Raw genomic sequence first — 15,392 nt, 5'->3', positions numbered from 1 at the left:
GACTCAAACAGGCCGGCAAACCCGGCAAGGTCATTATCGTCGCCTGTATGCGAAAGCTGCTCACAATCATGAACACGATACTCAAAAATAATACGCCGTGGAGTCCCCAAAATGCTTGACTTGGAACACAGTTGCTTGGGGTGCGACGGAATGACGGCTTGGGAGGTGTTTATCCATTGATTCACGTCCGCCTGACCGAATGCCGCCGGGCTAGGGTCCAACACACAGATTGGGCACCGTAAGGCGCGTGAACAGGTGCGGCGAGGCCACGGCTGAAGACGGGTAGTGCTCCAGTGCCTTCTTGAACTCGGGATTGCTGAAAGCGGCGCGGAAATGGGCCGTTGACTCCCACACGGCATAGTTCATGAACACCGTGCTGCCTCCTATGCCTTGATGCAACTGCGTCGAGATATAGCCGGGTTGCTGTTTCATCCAGTTGGCGTCATCTTCCCAGGCCTTGAGGAGGGCAGGAATATCTCCCTCGGCGACCTGGAAGATATTGACCAGGATAACGGGTGAGACCTCAACACCGAGTTGCTGGAAGATCGGAACGCTTGAATCAAGCGGTGTGAGCTGAAGCATGTGCAATCTCCTTTGCAATGTGCCCCGGGTCAGGGCAGAAAAAGCGTGGCTGCCGACGCACGGCCTAACGTATTGTCCACCGGCGTTGAGCAGCATTATCGCGCAATTTCTTGCAAGCACAGAGAGTGATGTTCAGCACAATGTCAGGTATTTCGTGTGTATTAAAGGGGTCGAAGTGATTTGATAATTGGTGCCCTGGTTTTTAAATGACTACGACCCCCTATGGTTGATCACTTTGGTTGATCAGCCATCCATACCCAACATCTCTCACCTGATCCTGATGTTGTTCTCGACGGATCTCACACCGCCGACGCGGCGCGCTACCTCAATTGCCTTGGTTGCGTCATCCTGAGAATTCACAATGCCGCTCAGTCGAACCGTACCGTTCATGGTCTCGACGGTGATTCCGCTTGAGTTTAGAGCAGGCTGCTCGCGTAGGGCTGCGACCACTCTGGCGGTGATGCCACGGTCGTCGTAATCGCTGGGTACCGGGGTGCCGCTAGTGTTCCCTGTGTATCCCCTGGCCCCCGATGCTCCTGTAGCTCCCGTTGCTCCAGTCGCTCCCGTAGCTCCCGATGCCCCAGTAGCTCCAGTGTATCCAGGGCTACCCGTTTCGCCTTGCGGACCGGCGGGACCAACGCAAGCACTGATTGCGAGCAGCATCACCGAAGTGACGCATAGATTTGAAAATTTCATGGCAATTCCTCCTGTTAGACTTGTGAGAAGTGAGAACTGCTTACGTCATTGTGAGCAATCCCCAGATTTGAACAGCTTTCGATGAATCACTGCCCCTGTTGCTTCGTATAAAGCGACGAATCATCAGGGGCAACTCACATATAGCTATTTGTAGGGCGTCCGTCTGTGCGGTGGCGAACAAACAGTTCTCAGAGGCATGCCACATGAACGAGCCACATATCAGCTTTGTGGTGATCAGGGATTTCGTGGGGCAAAAATAGCAAGCTTCATAGGGGGTGTTGACATTCATTTCATGGGCGCGACGGTCGCTGTGCGGGAGGTCGCGCAAGGCGCGGCGGCGCCGCCTGGCTGGTCCCAGGCTAGCCGCCGCAACGCAGCGATGCGCCCGCACAGAGGCCGTCCCGAAGGGTTGCCGCGAGGGGGCGGCGTCTGCGTTGTTGCTCGCCGTGCCCGCACCCCGGTGCGGGCGGTGGCGCGCGCCTAGCATCCACCGCCTCCTCGTGGCAACGCGTCCCACGAAATGAGTGTCAACACCCCCTAGCCCATCATTTCGGCGTAGCTCGCCTTGTTGGCCTTGTAACATCCGCAGGAGGCGGCTTCCAGGCCGTGGCGGTCGACAATCCTGATATTCCCGCGGCAATAGCTGATCAGTTTGTTATTTTGCAGCGAGCTGGCGGCCTTGGTCACACCGACGCGACGTACGCCCAGCATGTAGGCGAGGAATTCCTGTGTAACATGAAACTCGTCCGAGTGCGCCCGATCCTGAGTCATCAGGAGCCAGCGGGCGAGTCGTGCCTCGAGCAGGTGGAAGCGGGTGCATGCCGCTGTCTGAGCAAGTTGCCCTATCTCCACATAAAGGTAGCGCTGCAGCAATCGTTGCAGCTCGCTGCTCCGTGCAAGTTCATGGCAAAATGTTTCAGTATCCATTCGCCAGGCCGGCCCTCCACCTTGCACGACGGCGAGCAGCGGCGAAACCTCGACACCGAGAATCAGCGAGATCCCGAGCATGCCTTCGTTGCCGATCAACCCCACCTCAAGGCTGGCTCGGCCATCGATGGGCGCGACCAGGGAAATAAAGCTTTCTGTCGGGAAATATACGTGGCGCATGCGCCCGCCCTGTTCGGCCAGAACCTCGGCAAAGACAAGCTCGACCGGCTCGCAGCCTGCCATCAAACGCTCACGGTCTTTGCGCGGCAGGGCCGCCAGCAGGCGATTGGCTGCAGGGGCTGAGTGGGTATCCGGCATGGGAATCCTCCTGGTGATACTGAAACCATTTACTCGGCACGCGCACCGCGAATGATGGACTGCCGGTGTCGATTGCCATCCCGTGTGTGCAACTTTGCCAGGATGTGCTATCCGCATGGTGGAGTAAAATCAGTTGCTGGTCTGGGCGCTAGCGCACACAACACGTCTACGCTACGGTGAGAAAGCATGGGTGTTTTTCCCCCATCACGGCGGCGATCAAACACGCCATTCCATTCGCCTTAATGGAACGTTTCATCAACCGGTATGGACCACGCGATCAACTTGTGTTCGTTAGCGAACAGACGGCCTTCCGGAGAGTAATGACAATGGACATTCTCGCAAGCTGTCACAGACAGGCCATGGATGCGGCCAGCGCACTACCCGAGGAAAGGTTCAGGTAAGAGTTATGCCCGATGATAACCCGAGCTGGTGGCTCTCACCGCTCACGGAACCCCAGGCCGAACTGGCGACCGACGCCGGAGGACTGTCGAGCGTCGAGGCCAAAGCCCGGTTGGCCAGATTTGGCCCCAACTCCTTCCTTGGGCGGCAGGAAAAATCGCTGCTGCTCCAGTATCTGGCCCGTTTCAGGAATCCACTCGTCATTATCCTGCTCGTTGCCAGCGCGGTTTCGGCGTTCACCGGGGAAGTGACCAACTTCGTCATCATCACCTGCATCGTTCTGCTCAGCGTTACGCTTGATTTTGTCCAGGAGTACCGCGCCAACACGGCGGCGGACAAATTGCGCCAGTCGGTTTCGGTGCGCACCAACGTGCTGCGCGATGGCCGGCAAATCGAGATACCGGTGACCGAGGTGGTTCAGGGCGATCTCGTCGTACTCTCGGCGGGCGACATGATTCCGGCCGACGGGAGGGTGCTGGAAGCGCACGATTTCTTTGTCAAACAGTCCGCCCTGACCGGCGAGACCTACCCGGTGGAAAAGCGGCCGGGGGTTCTGGCGGCTACGGCGACCGAACTCCAGGAAGCGAGCAACGCGGTATTCATGGCAACCTCGGTGGTCAGCGGCAGCGCCCGGATGCGGGTCGTAAAGACGGGAGCGGAGACGGCGATCGGCGAAATTGCCGACAGCGTCTCGCGGCCGTCGGAACCGACCTCGTTCGAAATCGGCACCCGTCGCTTCGGCGTGCTGATCATGCGGCTGACCATCCTGATGGTGATGTTCGTGCTGCTGGCCAATGCATTTTTCCACAAGCCGTGGCTTGAATCCTTCCTGTTTGCCGTAGCGCTCGCTGTCGGGCTGACACCGGAACTGTTGCCGATGGTGATCTCGGTTACGCTGTCGCGGGGGGCCATGCGCATGGCGAAATTGCACATGATCGTCAAGCGACTGACGGCCATTCAGGATCTGGGCTCAATGGATGTGTTGTGCACCGACAAGACCGGTACCCTGACCGAGGCTAAAATCCGCCTGGAAAAACATGTCGATGCGCAAGGCCAACCCAGCGAGCGGGTTCTTGAACTGGCCTATTTCAACAGCTTTTTCGAGACCGGCCTGAAAAGCCCGCTTGACGAAGCCATTCTCGAACACCAGCACATCGAAACCGGTGCCTGGAAAAAAATCGACGAGGTTCCCTTCGACTTCGAGCGCCGTCGCGTTTCGGTATTGATCGATAACGGCAAAACACGCTGGCTGGTGGTAAAGGGCGCACCCGACGAGATCGTCGGGCTATGCACGCACTATGAAGCGGATGGCGCCGCAGCGCAGCGCCCAGTGGACGAGACGTCGCTGGCGAAGATTCGCAGCCAGTATCAGGCGCTCGAGGAAGAAGGCTTCCGTGCCTTGGGCATCGCCTGGCGTGAGGTGCCGATGGACCATCCGCATGCCGTGGTGAGCGACGAAAGCGAGCTGGTGCTCGCCGGTTTCGCCGCCTTTCTCGATCCGCCCAAGGCCAGCGCCGCCGCCGCACTGGCCGCGCTGGCCCGCGTCGGCGTGGCGATCAAGATCGTCACCGGCGACAGCGATCTGGTCACCCGGCATGTGTGCGCCGAGCTCAAGATCCCGGTCAGCGGAATGCTGACCGGGAAGGAAATCGCGCAGATGGACGATTACGCGCTGCAAGCCCGGGTCGAAACGACGAACCTCTTCTGCCGTGTCAATCCGGCGCAGAAGGACCGGGTGATCCTGGCGCTCAGGGCGCGCGGCCACGTCGTCGGCTATCTGGGCGACGGCATCAACGACGCGCCATCGCTGCATTCGGCGGATGTCGGGTTATCGGTCGATTCGGCCGTGGACGTGGCCAAGGAGGCGGCAGACATGATTCTCCTGAAACACGACCTGCACGTCCTGCACGCCGGCGTTCTGGAAGGGCGACGCACATTCGGCAACATCATGAAGTACATCATGATGGGCACCAGTTCCAACTTCGGCAACATGTTCAGCATGGCCGGAGCGGCGTTGTTTCTGCCCTTCCTGCCGATGTTGCCGACGCAGATCCTGCTCAACAACATTCTCTACGACATCTCGGAAATTCCGATCCCGCTGGACAAGGTGGATGCGGTGGATGTTCATACCCCGCGCGTGCTCGACATGACTTTCATACGCAACTTCATGCTGGTGATCGGACCGATCAGTTCCGCGTTCGACTTCCTGACTTTCTACGTCATGCTGGTCGTCCTGCAGGCTGACGAGAAGCTGTTCCAGACCGGATGGTTCGTCGAATCGCTGTGTACACAGGTGTTGGTGATCTTCATCATCCGCACCCGGGGAAATCCCCTGAAAAGCCGAGCCAATCCTCTGCTGACGGCAACCTCGCTGGCTGTTGTCGCCAGTGCCGTGATATTGCCGTTCACGCCAATAGGTCACTATTTTGGCTTTGTGCCGCCACCTGCCCGATTCTTTTACATCCTTGGTGGCATGGTGCTTGTCTATCTATTCGTTGTCGAGTTGGCCAAGCAGGGCTTCTACCGTTGGGTGGTGGCCGCCAGACGGCCACCAAGTTCCCGGTTGAAACGGCTAACCGGTGGATGACTTTAACCTGGCCGCAGCAGTCGGATTGGCCTTAATCGGCTTCAGTCGGGGTGGGCAGAAATCAAGGACCTTGCAATCATTACCTGACACTGACCAGCACACCCATTGCGCCTGATCGGCGATGAGTCAGGTGCACGATTCAAGCGCCGTTCCGCTGTCAGTCGACAATGCCTCATGGCAGTAATGCGGAAGCACCATGGCGCGTGCCGGATCCTCGATGGCTGTCGTGCGGATCATTGGCGCATGCGACCTGACTCCGCCAAAAATGGTGGCAAACGCCACGTCGGCGGCGTCGCGTCCGGTGCCGAAGCGCACAAATCCCATCGGGATGGCCGTGCCTGACGGATCGAAGATATACCAGCGGTCTCCGAGATAAACCTCGACGTAAGCCTGGAAGTCGGGCGGGCCGAGTGCCGGGTCGGCGCCGTAGTCGGTACCGGTCGCGAAGCGCGCAGGAATACTGACGGCGCGGCACAGCGCGATCATAAGGTGGGCGAAGTCGCGACAAACACCGACCTGCTCGATCAGCGTGTCGACGGCGGAGGTATTTGAATTCGAACTGTTTGACGTAAAAGTGACGCGCCGTCTGACCCAGTCCTGGATTGCCAGAACCCGCTTATACCCCTGACAGATCCCCCCGAACTCGCTGGTCGCCATTTTGATCAGCCGGTCCGATTGGCAGTAGCGGCTCGGGTAAATGTAGCCAATCACCTCGGGCGGAAGGTAGCGCACAGGTACCTCGGCGATCTGCGTAGGTTCGTCGAAGTGGTGGGCAAGGTCGACAGTAGCGGTATAAGTCAGCCTCAGGTCGCCGTGCATGGCGCGTACGCGCATGTAACGATTGCCGGTAACCGGGTCCGTATGCATCTGCTGAGCGACGGACTGGCTGAGCAGGAAGCTTTCGGCCACGATGGTCTGGCTTGGTGTGCGCGCAGCGTGGACGTTGAATACGAAGTCGGCACCGCCGGCGTCGATCTCATAGTTCAAATCAACCTGCAACTCGATGCGGATCATGATGCGGACTCCGCAACACGCCGCGACGCAGAATTTGCAAACATTTGTATGCATTCGGAGTGCTCAGGTAAAAGCAGGAGCACAGCCTGAGGTTCGTCTGTGGGTTCCAGAAAGGGAAATGCCATGATAAGTCTCCAGAGAATTTTGTAACGAGACTGTCGCACAAGTCAGTGCAGCACATCTGTCTGCTATCGAACATAAGCGTCAGCTCGATGGTAAGCGCCAAACCCCACCATCTGTACTCAGTGGGTAACGCCGTGCGGTGTTGTCGCCTTTTGAAGGGGCGGCAACTGGTGTCGAAGTGATCTGACGCAGAGGGACTATTGCGCAGCCCATGGATCGGGCGAGCGAGCGTTCCATGGTTGGCGCGGCAGGGAGAAGGAATCCATAACGGCGCCCAAGGCAACACTGACGCTCCGGTCAGTGTGTGCCAGCCTGATACGGCCCAGCGTTGTGAGGCTGCGCAGCCCGGGCGGCTGGGAAATTGAGTTACCGGAAATCAGTGTTCCGTTGCTGAATCAGCCGTCATTTGTTTATAGCAAGGCACAATGGGCCAGTTCCGGTCTTTCGGTCCGCCCTGTAAAGCACTCGGTATGAAGCCAATAAACTCCCTCTCTTTCCCACATTTGGTGTGAAGCATCATGCCCGATTTGGCGCCCCCGTTCCCGTATATACAGGTCTGCGGTCGGGGCTGGTTTGAAAACATGGCGGATTAGCAATCCGAACTGTGCGACAGCGTACAGACAGCAAAAAAGCTTCCCTATACAAAGAGATTCTCGCGATTGCTCGTGGCACCCCTTCAGTAAACACGTGGTGATCGGCACTAGTGGAACGGCATCGAAAATATAGCTGCCGTGCTGACTGGTCAACAAAGGTATGGAATTTCGAATCTTCGCTCTGAAAGGATCTCGAATCATGGATGCTACAACCAAGACAGTTCTTGCCTTCGCGTTAATCGCCGCAGTAGTGCTCTTGCTGCTCTTCGGTGGGGGAATGACGACCGGGGTAATGACTGGAGGAATGATGGGAAGATGAAACATGGGTGAAATCCGCTGGATGTGCCTTGCTGCTTTATTTCTGCGATACCAGTCGTAGTGCTTCTTATTCACCTTCGGAACGAAGTAAGGCAATCGGCAGGACTGCCGCCTGAACCTTGACAAAGCCGATCATCGTTGACGAATTGCCTTGTGCTTGCGCTAACCCGTGGGGACCAGTAACGGCAACCTGAATATATTCAACGTTAAAGAAAATATCAAAATGAAATCCTCTATCCTGATTACCGCATTCATTGCCTGCGCCCTGATGGCACCTATCGTATCGGCACTAGAAAAAACAGCGCCTGCCGAACCGGCGATGAGCATGGATATGGACAAGCAAATGGCTCAGATGCAGGAGAACATGAAAAAAATGCAGCAGCAAATGGAAAAGATTCAGGCGACAAGCGACCCGGCGAAACGTCAGAAACTGATGCAGGAGCACATGCAGGCCATGCAGGAAAACATGAAGGCGATGCATGGCATGGGTGGAACGATGATGAAGAGCGGCGGTCAGCACGGCGCCATGATCTTGGGTGGAAATAAGCCGGAATGGCCTCATCCGAAATGATGAAACGAAACGAAATGATGGAATAACGTATGGACATGATGCAGATGATGATGGAGCAAATGATCCAGCATGATCATGCAATGGAATTGATGACCGCAAAATAACCGCAAACCTTAATTCTGCGTCTTGCCAAAGAGCGAAACCCATCTTGAAGCAAACGCAAGCGACTGAACTATAACTTGAGCGTTCCGGAAAAGGCGCGTCAGATTCATTACGGTCGGCAATTTAAATTAAACGTAGCGCCTCACCAATTGTTTCGCCCCATGAAAGGAGTCGGCTCATGTACGGATTCAGCACCCAACTAAAAGTACCGTTCGATACCGCCGTTACGAATGTGACCGAGGCTCTGAAGAAGGAAGGTTTTGGTGTGCTCACCGATATCGATGTCCAGGCGACACTTAAGGCCAAGCTCAATATCGACCGTCGGCCGTATCGAATTTTCGGCGCATGCAACCCGCCGCTCGCGCACCGCGCGATCGAAGCTGATCCAGACATCGGGTTGTTACTGCCTTGCAACGTGGTCGTTCGCGAAGAAGCCAACGGATCCATAACTGTTGCGTTCATGGATACCGAAATCGTATTGCAGCTGGTCGACAACCCGGAAGTGCATGCATTGGGCAAGGAAGTTCGAGCACTTCTACAACGGGTCTGTACGAGCCTGAAGGCTTGAGACCGGTGCAATACAAATGATCCGGAAAGCCTGAAGAGACCTGTGAAGCTCCAGCATGGTTGACCACTTGATTCATTTTGTTGAGCGATTGGGGCATTGGGGTTACTTGCTTATTTTCCTTGGTGCAACGCTGGAATCAGCAGCTTTCCTCGGTTTGCTTATCCCCGGTGAGAGCCTGGTTCTTGTCGCTGGCTTTCTCGCCGCACAAGGGCTTCTCGATCTTGACGTGCTAATCGCGATTGTTGGAATCGGCGCGGCACTTGGAGATAGCCTGGGCTATGAATTGGGACGTCGATTGGGGCGTCCGGCGTTGGTACGCTACGGTAACCGGTTGGGTCTGAACAGCGTTCGCATCGAGAAGGCAGAAACTTTCTTCAAGCGACACGGTGGAAAGGCGGTCTTTCTGGGCCGGTTCGTGGGATTTGCCCGAGTGCTCGTGCCGTTTCTCGCGGGTTCATCAAAGATGCCGTATCGCCAGTTCATTCCCTATAACGTATTGGGTGCCGCACTGTGGGCTTCTGCGATAGTCTTGCTTGGGTACTTCCTGGGCGCGAGCTGGCAGAGAGTCGAGCACTGGATTGGGCGCGCGAGCGCCATCGTCGGCGGCATCGTGTTGTTCCTCCTGATTCTGCTCTGGATGTGGCGTTGGTCGGTATGTCATGAAGCCGCCATCAAAAGCAAGTTGATAAGCATTCTTCAACAGCCACGGATCAAAGCCTTGCGACGCCGTTACGCGCCACAGATTATGTTTATCCGGGACCGGTTGTCACCTCAAGGTTACTTTGGAGCACAAATGACGCTAGGCGCGCTCATGTTGATTGGCGCCAGCTGGCTTTTCGGCGGGATTTCCGAAGATGTACTGACGGGTGATCCGCTGACCATTGTCGATTTGAACGTCGCCGAATGGTTTCATGCGCATGCGACACCTCTCGTAACCCGGTTCATGAAGCTCTTCACCAATCTCCACGGCGTGACTGCAATCAGCAGCTATGCAACCCTGTTGGCGCTGTACCTGATATGGAAGCGGGACTGGTACTGGCTCGGATGCCTGGGGGCCACCGTTCCCGGCGGAATGCTATTGAACGTCTTGATGAAACTCTCGTTTCAGCGCCCCCGTCCACGCTTTGACGACCCGCTTCTGACGCTCTCGAGCTATAGCTTTCCCAGTGGACATGTCGCCGGTTCGGCCTTGTTTTATGGCGTGCTGGGGGCGATGTTGGTGTCAAAGATCACCGTGTGGCGGTGGCGCGTATTCATCACTTTTGCTGCAATTGCTCTTGTTGCAATGGTCGCACTGAGTCGCGTTTACCTTGGCGTGCACTATTTGAGTGACGTGTTGGCCGCTTTCGCTGAAGCGGTCGCCTGGTTGTCGCTGTGCCTGATGGGCATTCATACTTTTTGGCAGAGGAAATACCTTAAGCCAGGATAGCCGGCGCGAATCAATGGGTCCGTGGTCAATTCACGGGAGTAAAGCAGATACAAGGGCATTCGACTGAGATTACGCAAATGAGAACAACCCGAGTGGCCACGAAGACCGGGGTTAGCCTAAAAGTTACGCACACGAAGACGACGTATGGTGTTATGTCACGAGCCGGTCTGTGGATGGGGCTCACTTTTGTTTTGAATCTGGTCTGGGAATTCGCGCAGCTCAGGCTTTATACCCTCTGGTACTCGGCAGATGGCATCCGCATCGCTTGGTCGCTACTCCACTGCACCTTGGGCGATGTGGTGATTGCGCTCGCCATGTTTGTGGTGGCCGGCATCATGCTCTGGTGTGTGGACTGGCCGGAGCTACATCCGTGGCCAGGCGGCGTCATCGTCGTGATCGGTACGATGGCTTTTACCGCCTGGAGCGAATGGTACAACGTCTATCGCGCTGGCAACTGGGCCTATACGGCCAGTATGCCGATGATTTTCGGGATTGGATTATCGCCGCTCATGCAGTGGCTGATCCTGCCACCGATGATTGTGGCCATGCACAGAAGACTGGGGACAATGCTGTTCGGTCGGCACAACGTGCAAAGTACAAACTCGACCTACGGTTTTACGAGGAACCAGCCATGACAACAGAAGGAAGTGATTCGCACCAGGCGCACGTTCACGTTGATCAGCCTGTGGAATTGACCTCCCAAGCCACCGCCCCGGGAGCGAACAGCCCTCATTACACCTGCCCCATGCATCCGGAGGTCGTCACTGACTCGCCGGGCAGTTGTCCGAAGTGCGGCATGGCGCTGATCTCGATGCCTGGGCTTGCAGCACGTGCCGCCGAATATACCTGCCCCATGCATCCTGAGATTCGCAGCCCGCAGCCCGGCTGTTGCCCCAAATGCGGGATGGCATTGGTACCGATCGCAGGTATGGGAGACGCAGACAACGCAGCATTGCAAGAACTTACACGCCGACTATGGATCGGTGTCGCGCTATCCGTTCCGCTCGTCGTTCTCGCCATGTCGCCGATGATTGGCATCCACGAGCTGTTCGGTCTCAAGCCCCAGACACGCGGCTGGATCGAGTTCGCGCTGGGTACCCCGGTCGTGCTTTGGGTCGGCTGGCCGATTCTGAGAAAATTCTGGCTTTCGCTTCTCCACCGCTCGCTTAACATGTACTCGCTGATCGGGATCGGAGTCGGACTGGCCTATGTGTTCAGCCTCGCCGCCGTGTTTTTCCCAAGTCTGTTTCCGCCAGAATTCCGCGTGCACGACGGTGCGGTAGGCACCTATTTCGAGGCTGCAGCCGTAATCGTGACGCTGGTGATCCTCGGTGACTTTTTGCAATTACGGGCCATGGGGCAGACCAGCCAGGCGATTCAGAAATTGCTGACGCTCGCGCCCAATCTGGCCTGGCGTTTGCGCGACGACGGTACCGAGGAACAGGTCGCATTGGAGACAGTCATGGTCGGCAATCGATTGCGGGTGAAACCGGGAGAGAAGGTGCCGGTAGACGGAACAGTCATTGAAGGCACCAGTCGTATCGACGAATCCATGATCACTGGCGAACCGGTGCCGGTGGCCAAGGCGGCCAACGACAAGGTGACCGGTGCCACCGTAAACGGCAATGGGTCATTGCTCATCCGCGCCCAACGCGTTGGGGCCGACACACTGCTGGCACGCATCGTTCATATGGTGGGCGAAGCACAACGCACGCGGGCGCCGATCCAGCGACTGGCGGATACCATTGCCGCCTACTTCGTTCAGACTGTCGTAACCATTGCCATCGTGACGGCGGGCGTATGGTGGTTTTTCGGTCCGGAGCCAAAATTTGCTTATGCGTTTGCGAACGCTATTGCCGTGCTGATCATCGCCTGTCCCTGTGCGGTCGGACTCGCGACGCCGATATCAATGACGGTGGCCATGGGGCAAGGGGCCAGCGCCGGCATCCTCTTCCGCAATGCCGAAGCCATCGAACGCATGCGCGACATTGACACGCTGGTGGTGGACAAGACCGGAACACTCACCCTCGGCCATCCTGCGCTCACCGATTTTGCTTCCGAGGGCATTCCTGAAAATGACGCACTCGCCTTGGTGGCTGGAGTGGAGCAGCTTTCCGAGCACCCGATTGGTTTGGCGATCGTCGAGGGGGCCAAGGCACGTAGCCTGACACCCGCTACGGCCACAGCATTCGAAGCGATCAACGGGCTTGGTGCGCTCGCCAACGTCGATGGTAAGCGTGTACTGGTCGGGAGCCGTGGCTTTCTTGAGCAGAACAAGGTTGATCCTGCTCACTGGGAAGAACGCGCGGAAGCCTGGCGTGCGGATGCCAAGACGGTGGTGTTTTTCGCCATTGACGGAGTAGCGGCAGGCATCGCCGGCGTGGCCGATCCAATCAAGGACAGTACGGCGGAAGCAATTACCGCGCTCAAGAATTCGGGAATTCGCGTCGTGATGCTCACTGGCGATTCTCGCAGCACGGCGGATGCTGTGGCCCGGCAACTCAAGATCGATGAAACGCTTGCCGAAGTGCTGCCTGAAGACAAGGCGGGGCATGTGAAGCGTTTGCAGGCCGAAGGCCGCAAGGTTGCCATGGCAGGTGACGGCATCAACGATGCCCCGGCACTGGCGCAGGCCGACGTCGGGATCGCCATGGGCACCGGTACCGATGTAGCCATGGAAAGCGCTGGCGTGACGCTGGTGAAAGGCGATCTGCGCGGCATTGCGCGCGCGGTCATTTTGTCGCGTGCCACAATGCGTAATATTCGCCAGAACCTCACTTTTGCATTCGGCTACAACGCGCTCGGTATCCCCGTGGCCGCTGGCGTTCTGTACCCGGCTTTCGGCTTGCTGCTATCGCCGATGTTTGCCGGAGCGGCAATGGCGTTGAGTTCAGTGTCGGTGGTCACCAACGCCTTACGACTCAATCGGGTCAAACTTTGAACGCGGTGCGAAAATGGCTTCCGTCAATCCATGATATTCCTCGTGGTTCGCAGCATTACTTACCTCTCGGCTATGGCGAGCGTACTGGATGAAACCTCTTGGCAATAACGCCCTTCAAGTTTTAAATCATCCATTCGACTTCCTGTTTCTGACCTTGCGGGGGTTCAAGAACAATCAGGGGCTTCTGCTGGCCGGCGCCATTGCGTACTACGCCTTGCTGTCGATCGTGCCCTTTCTTATCCTGACGGTTATTGCACTGTCGCATCTGGTCGATCAGGCTGAGTTGCTCGACACCCTCGGGCGCTATCTGGAATGGCTGGTTCCGAGTCAGTCCGCCGCATTGCTGATCGACCTTAGCCATTTTCTGGAAAACCGGGTCGCCATCGGCGTGGTTTTGCTGGTGACGATGGTGTTCTTCAGTTCACTCGCCTTCTCGGTGCTTGAAAAATCGATGGCGGTGATTTTTGCTCACCGCAGGGTTGTCAAGAAACGCCATGCCCTGATTTCAGCATTGCTCCCCTATTGCGTCGTCTTTTTCCTGGGTGCCGGTTTGCTGGTACTGACACTGGTTTCAATAAGCCTTGAAGCGATGGCCGTGACCAGTATTGTATTCATGAAGTGGCATTGGTCCCTGGGCGGTCTTTCCACGGTACTTCTCTATCTTCTTGGTCTGAGCGCAGAGACCATTATTCTCTCCGCAATCTATTACGTTGTTCCCGTTGGGCGTACGGCATGGCATCATGCCGTAATCGGCGGATTTTTTACGGCTTCGCTATGGGAAGTCATCCGCCACCTGCTGGTCTGGTATTTCGCCACATTTTCCAGGGCGAGTATCGTTTACGGATCGTTAACGACGGCCGTGGTGGCCCTGTTCAGCATGGAGATCATCGCGACCCTGCTGTTGCTTGGCGCCCAGGTCATTTCCGAGTACGAGCGACTTGACCAAAGCGGTAAATAGCCTGGTGCGAGGGTAAGCTCGTTATCTGCTGGAATCCAGATTGAATAAACTCAGCGTTTGTGCCGCCGGGCCTTTCTGCGCGCGTAAAGATTCATCAACGGCGTCACGGAAATCCCGTGCACTACGATGGATACAGCCACAACACTCAGTGTGAGAGCGGTTATCTCTCCCGCCAATGCACGCGGCAGGCCATGGTTGATGGCGTACATCAAATAGTAGATCGAGCCGATACCGCGGATGCCGAACCAGGAAATCAGCAGGCGCTGATCGCTTGAAACCGGCGCACCAAGCAATCCAAGCCATACCGAAACGGGTCGGATCACCAGGAACAGGAGCAGGATCAACCAGCCTGCGTTTGCTGGGAGGTAGCTGTAGGACAGCATCCCGCCAACCACCAGCACGATCGCTACCTCGGCGATACGCTCCAGTTGTTCGTTGAAACCCCGAACCTCCTGCATCATGAAGGCGCTGGCATAGCCTGAATGGGTGGCGAGCGCCTCTTTGGCCTGTTTGCTTTGCAGACCCCTTTCCCGAGCCGCCGAACCGACATCGTTGCCTGGTCGTTCCTTGACCCGCTGCAAGGCCAGGCCGGCAGCGAAAACGGCCAGAAAGCCATTGCTCCGGCTGAGCACGGCCAGTCCGAAGACCAGGGCGATGAGTCCCAGCGCGAGGAATTCGTCGAGTCCGACCGACTCCTTGTGCCGGCTGCGCAGATAAACCACCAGTTTTCCGATCAAGGTGCCCAGCACGCCGCCAATCAGCAGGCCGCCGCTGATCGCCCAGAGCACGTCAACGACGAGCCAGCGCCAGCCGCCGCTGCCCAGATCGTGCAGACCGAGCAGACCAAGGCCCAGCATCACGAAGGGAAATGCCGCACCGTCATTCAAGCCGCCTTCACCCGTGAGGCTGAAGCGCAAGCGGTCGCGATCGTCTGCCTCGAGTACCTGGACATCGGAAGCGAGAACCGGGTCGGTAGGTGCGATGATGGCTCCGAGCAGGACGGCGGCGCCCAGCGATAGGCCGAGACTCAGTGTGCCGATCAGGGTGATCAACGCCACCGTCATCGTCATCGAAACGATGGCCAGTCGCGCCGGCAAACGCCAGCCCTTGTCGGACAAGGGAAGACCGAGTTTGAGACCGACAGCGAACAGGGAGATGAGCACCGCCACTTCGGCCAGTCTTTCCAGGATCGCCGATTAGTTCAACGGATCGGGGGCCATCAGATTCAAACCGGCGGGGCTGAGCCCATATCCTGCGGCCAGATAG

General features: G+C 57.2%; 12 protein-coding genes and 1 pseudogene. 8 read left to right on the top strand and 5 right to left on the bottom strand.

Annotation, left to right across the window (positions count from 1 at the left end; genetic code table 11):
- Nucleotides 1-119: pseudogene (locus JNM42_RS05670) on the top strand (IS110 family transposase); the annotation flags it as partial.
- A 91-nt stretch (nt 120-210) separates the two neighbouring features.
- Here the strand turns inward: JNM42_RS05670 and JNM42_RS05665 are convergent.
- The 3 genes from JNM42_RS05665 to JNM42_RS05660 form a co-directional block, all read right to left on the bottom strand.
- Nucleotides 211-582, bottom strand: coding sequence for an antibiotic biosynthesis monooxygenase family protein (locus JNM42_RS05665; protein ID WP_294267505.1), 372 nt, complete (start codon nt 580-582; stop codon nt 211-213).
- Between the two features lie 267 nt (nt 583-849).
- On the bottom strand, nt 850-1,245 hold the full coding sequence (locus tag JNM42_RS19420; protein ID WP_366504409.1) for a BON domain-containing protein: 396 nt from the start codon (nt 1,243-1,245) through the stop codon (nt 850-852).
- A gap of 570 nt (nt 1,246-1,815) precedes the next feature.
- Nucleotides 1,816-2,523, bottom strand: coding sequence for a Crp/Fnr family transcriptional regulator (locus tag JNM42_RS05660; RefSeq protein ID WP_294267502.1), 708 nt, complete (start codon nt 2,521-2,523; stop codon nt 1,816-1,818).
- A gap of 406 nt (nt 2,524-2,929) precedes the next feature.
- On the opposite strand from JNM42_RS05660, the gene mgtA reads away from it, so the two are divergent.
- Nucleotides 2,930-5,509, top strand: a complete 2,580-nt coding sequence (mgtA, locus tag JNM42_RS05655; RefSeq protein ID WP_294267499.1) for a magnesium-translocating P-type ATPase — start codon at nt 2,930-2,932, stop codon at nt 5,507-5,509.
- A 126-nt stretch (nt 5,510-5,635) separates the two neighbouring features.
- Here the strand turns inward: mgtA and JNM42_RS05650 are convergent, their stop codons facing one another.
- A complete protein-coding gene (locus JNM42_RS05650; RefSeq protein WP_294267496.1) occupies nt 5,636-6,523 on the bottom strand; it encodes a transglutaminase family protein in 888 nt (295 codons plus the stop codon).
- 1,203 nt (nt 6,524-7,726) lie between these two features.
- Here JNM42_RS05650 and JNM42_RS05645 point away from each other — a divergent pair.
- The 6 genes from JNM42_RS05645 (at nt 7,727) to JNM42_RS05620 (ending at nt 14,126) form a co-directional block, all read left to right on the top strand.
- Nucleotides 7,727-8,128 carry a hypothetical protein gene (locus JNM42_RS05645; protein ID WP_294267493.1) on the top strand — a complete coding sequence of 134 codons (402 nt, stop codon included), beginning with the start codon at nt 7,727-7,729 and terminating at the stop codon, nt 8,126-8,128.
- A 280-nt stretch (nt 8,129-8,408) separates the two neighbouring features.
- The gene (locus JNM42_RS05640) at nt 8,409-8,798 is read left to right on the top strand and encodes a DUF302 domain-containing protein (RefSeq protein ID WP_294267490.1); all 390 of its coding nucleotides are present in this window, start codon (nt 8,409-8,411) and stop codon (nt 8,796-8,798) included.
- Nucleotides 8,799-8,853: 55 nt separating this feature from the next.
- Nucleotides 8,854-10,227: a bifunctional DedA family/phosphatase PAP2 family protein gene (locus JNM42_RS05635; RefSeq protein WP_294267487.1), complete on the top strand. Its 1,374-nt coding sequence runs from the start codon at nt 8,854-8,856 to the stop codon at nt 10,225-10,227.
- A gap of 173 nt (nt 10,228-10,400) precedes the next feature.
- Entirely contained in the window at nt 10,401-10,862 is a 462-nt protein-coding gene (locus tag JNM42_RS05630; RefSeq protein WP_294267484.1) for a hypothetical protein, read from the top strand.
- Nucleotides 10,859-13,168 (top strand): copper-translocating P-type ATPase, encoded by a 2,310-nt coding sequence (locus JNM42_RS05625; protein ID WP_294267480.1) that lies wholly within the window; start codon nt 10,859-10,861, stop codon nt 13,166-13,168. Before JNM42_RS05630 ends, JNM42_RS05625 begins: the two co-directional genes overlap by 4 nt.
- An 88-nt stretch (nt 13,169-13,256) precedes the next feature.
- Nucleotides 13,257-14,126: a YihY/virulence factor BrkB family protein gene (locus JNM42_RS05620; RefSeq protein ID WP_294267475.1), complete on the top strand. Its 870-nt coding sequence runs from the start codon at nt 13,257-13,259 to the stop codon at nt 14,124-14,126.
- A gap of 50 nt (nt 14,127-14,176) precedes the next feature.
- Here the strand turns inward: JNM42_RS05620 and JNM42_RS05615 are convergent, their stop codons facing one another.
- Nucleotides 14,177-15,304, bottom strand: coding sequence for a cation:proton antiporter (locus tag JNM42_RS05615; RefSeq protein WP_294267509.1), 1,128 nt, complete (start codon nt 15,302-15,304; stop codon nt 14,177-14,179).
- Nucleotides 15,305-15,392: the final 88 nt, after the last annotated feature.

This window comes from Propionivibrio sp. (assembly GCF_016790145.1).
Lineage (GTDB): Bacteria > Pseudomonadota > Gammaproteobacteria > Burkholderiales > Rhodocyclaceae > Propionivibrio.
This window is presented reverse-complemented; position numbering and strand designations above follow the sequence as displayed.

Bases quoted from the DNA above. Each gene is read 5' to 3' on its own strand.
- JNM42_RS05665 (WP_294267505.1), bottom strand. From the start codon at position 582: ATGCTTCAGCTCACACCGCTTGATTCAAGCGTTCCGATCTTCCAGCAA.
- JNM42_RS05620 (WP_294267475.1), top strand. From the start codon at position 13,257: ATGAAACCTCTTGGCAATAACGCCCTTCAAGTTTTAAATCATCCATTC.
- JNM42_RS05640 (WP_294267490.1), top strand. From the start codon at position 8,409: ATGTACGGATTCAGCACCCAACTAAAAGTACCGTTCGATACCGCCGTT.
- JNM42_RS05635 (WP_294267487.1), top strand. From the start codon at position 8,854: ATGGTTGACCACTTGATTCATTTTGTTGAGCGATTGGGGCATTGGGGT.
- JNM42_RS05660 (WP_294267502.1), bottom strand. From the start codon at position 2,523: ATGCCGGATACCCACTCAGCCCCTGCAGCCAATCGCCTGCTGGCGGCC.
- JNM42_RS19420 (WP_366504409.1), bottom strand. From the start codon at position 1,245: ATGCTGCTCGCAATCAGTGCTTGCGTTGGTCCCGCCGGTCCGCAAGGC.
- mgtA (WP_294267499.1), top strand. From the start codon at position 2,930: ATGCCCGATGATAACCCGAGCTGGTGGCTCTCACCGCTCACGGAACCC.
- JNM42_RS05650 (WP_294267496.1), bottom strand. From the start codon at position 6,523: ATGATCCGCATCGAGTTGCAGGTTGATTTGAACTATGAGATCGACGCC.
- JNM42_RS05630 (WP_294267484.1), top strand. From the start codon at position 10,401: ATGGGGCTCACTTTTGTTTTGAATCTGGTCTGGGAATTCGCGCAGCTC.
- JNM42_RS05625 (WP_294267480.1), top strand. From the start codon at position 10,859: ATGACAACAGAAGGAAGTGATTCGCACCAGGCGCACGTTCACGTTGAT.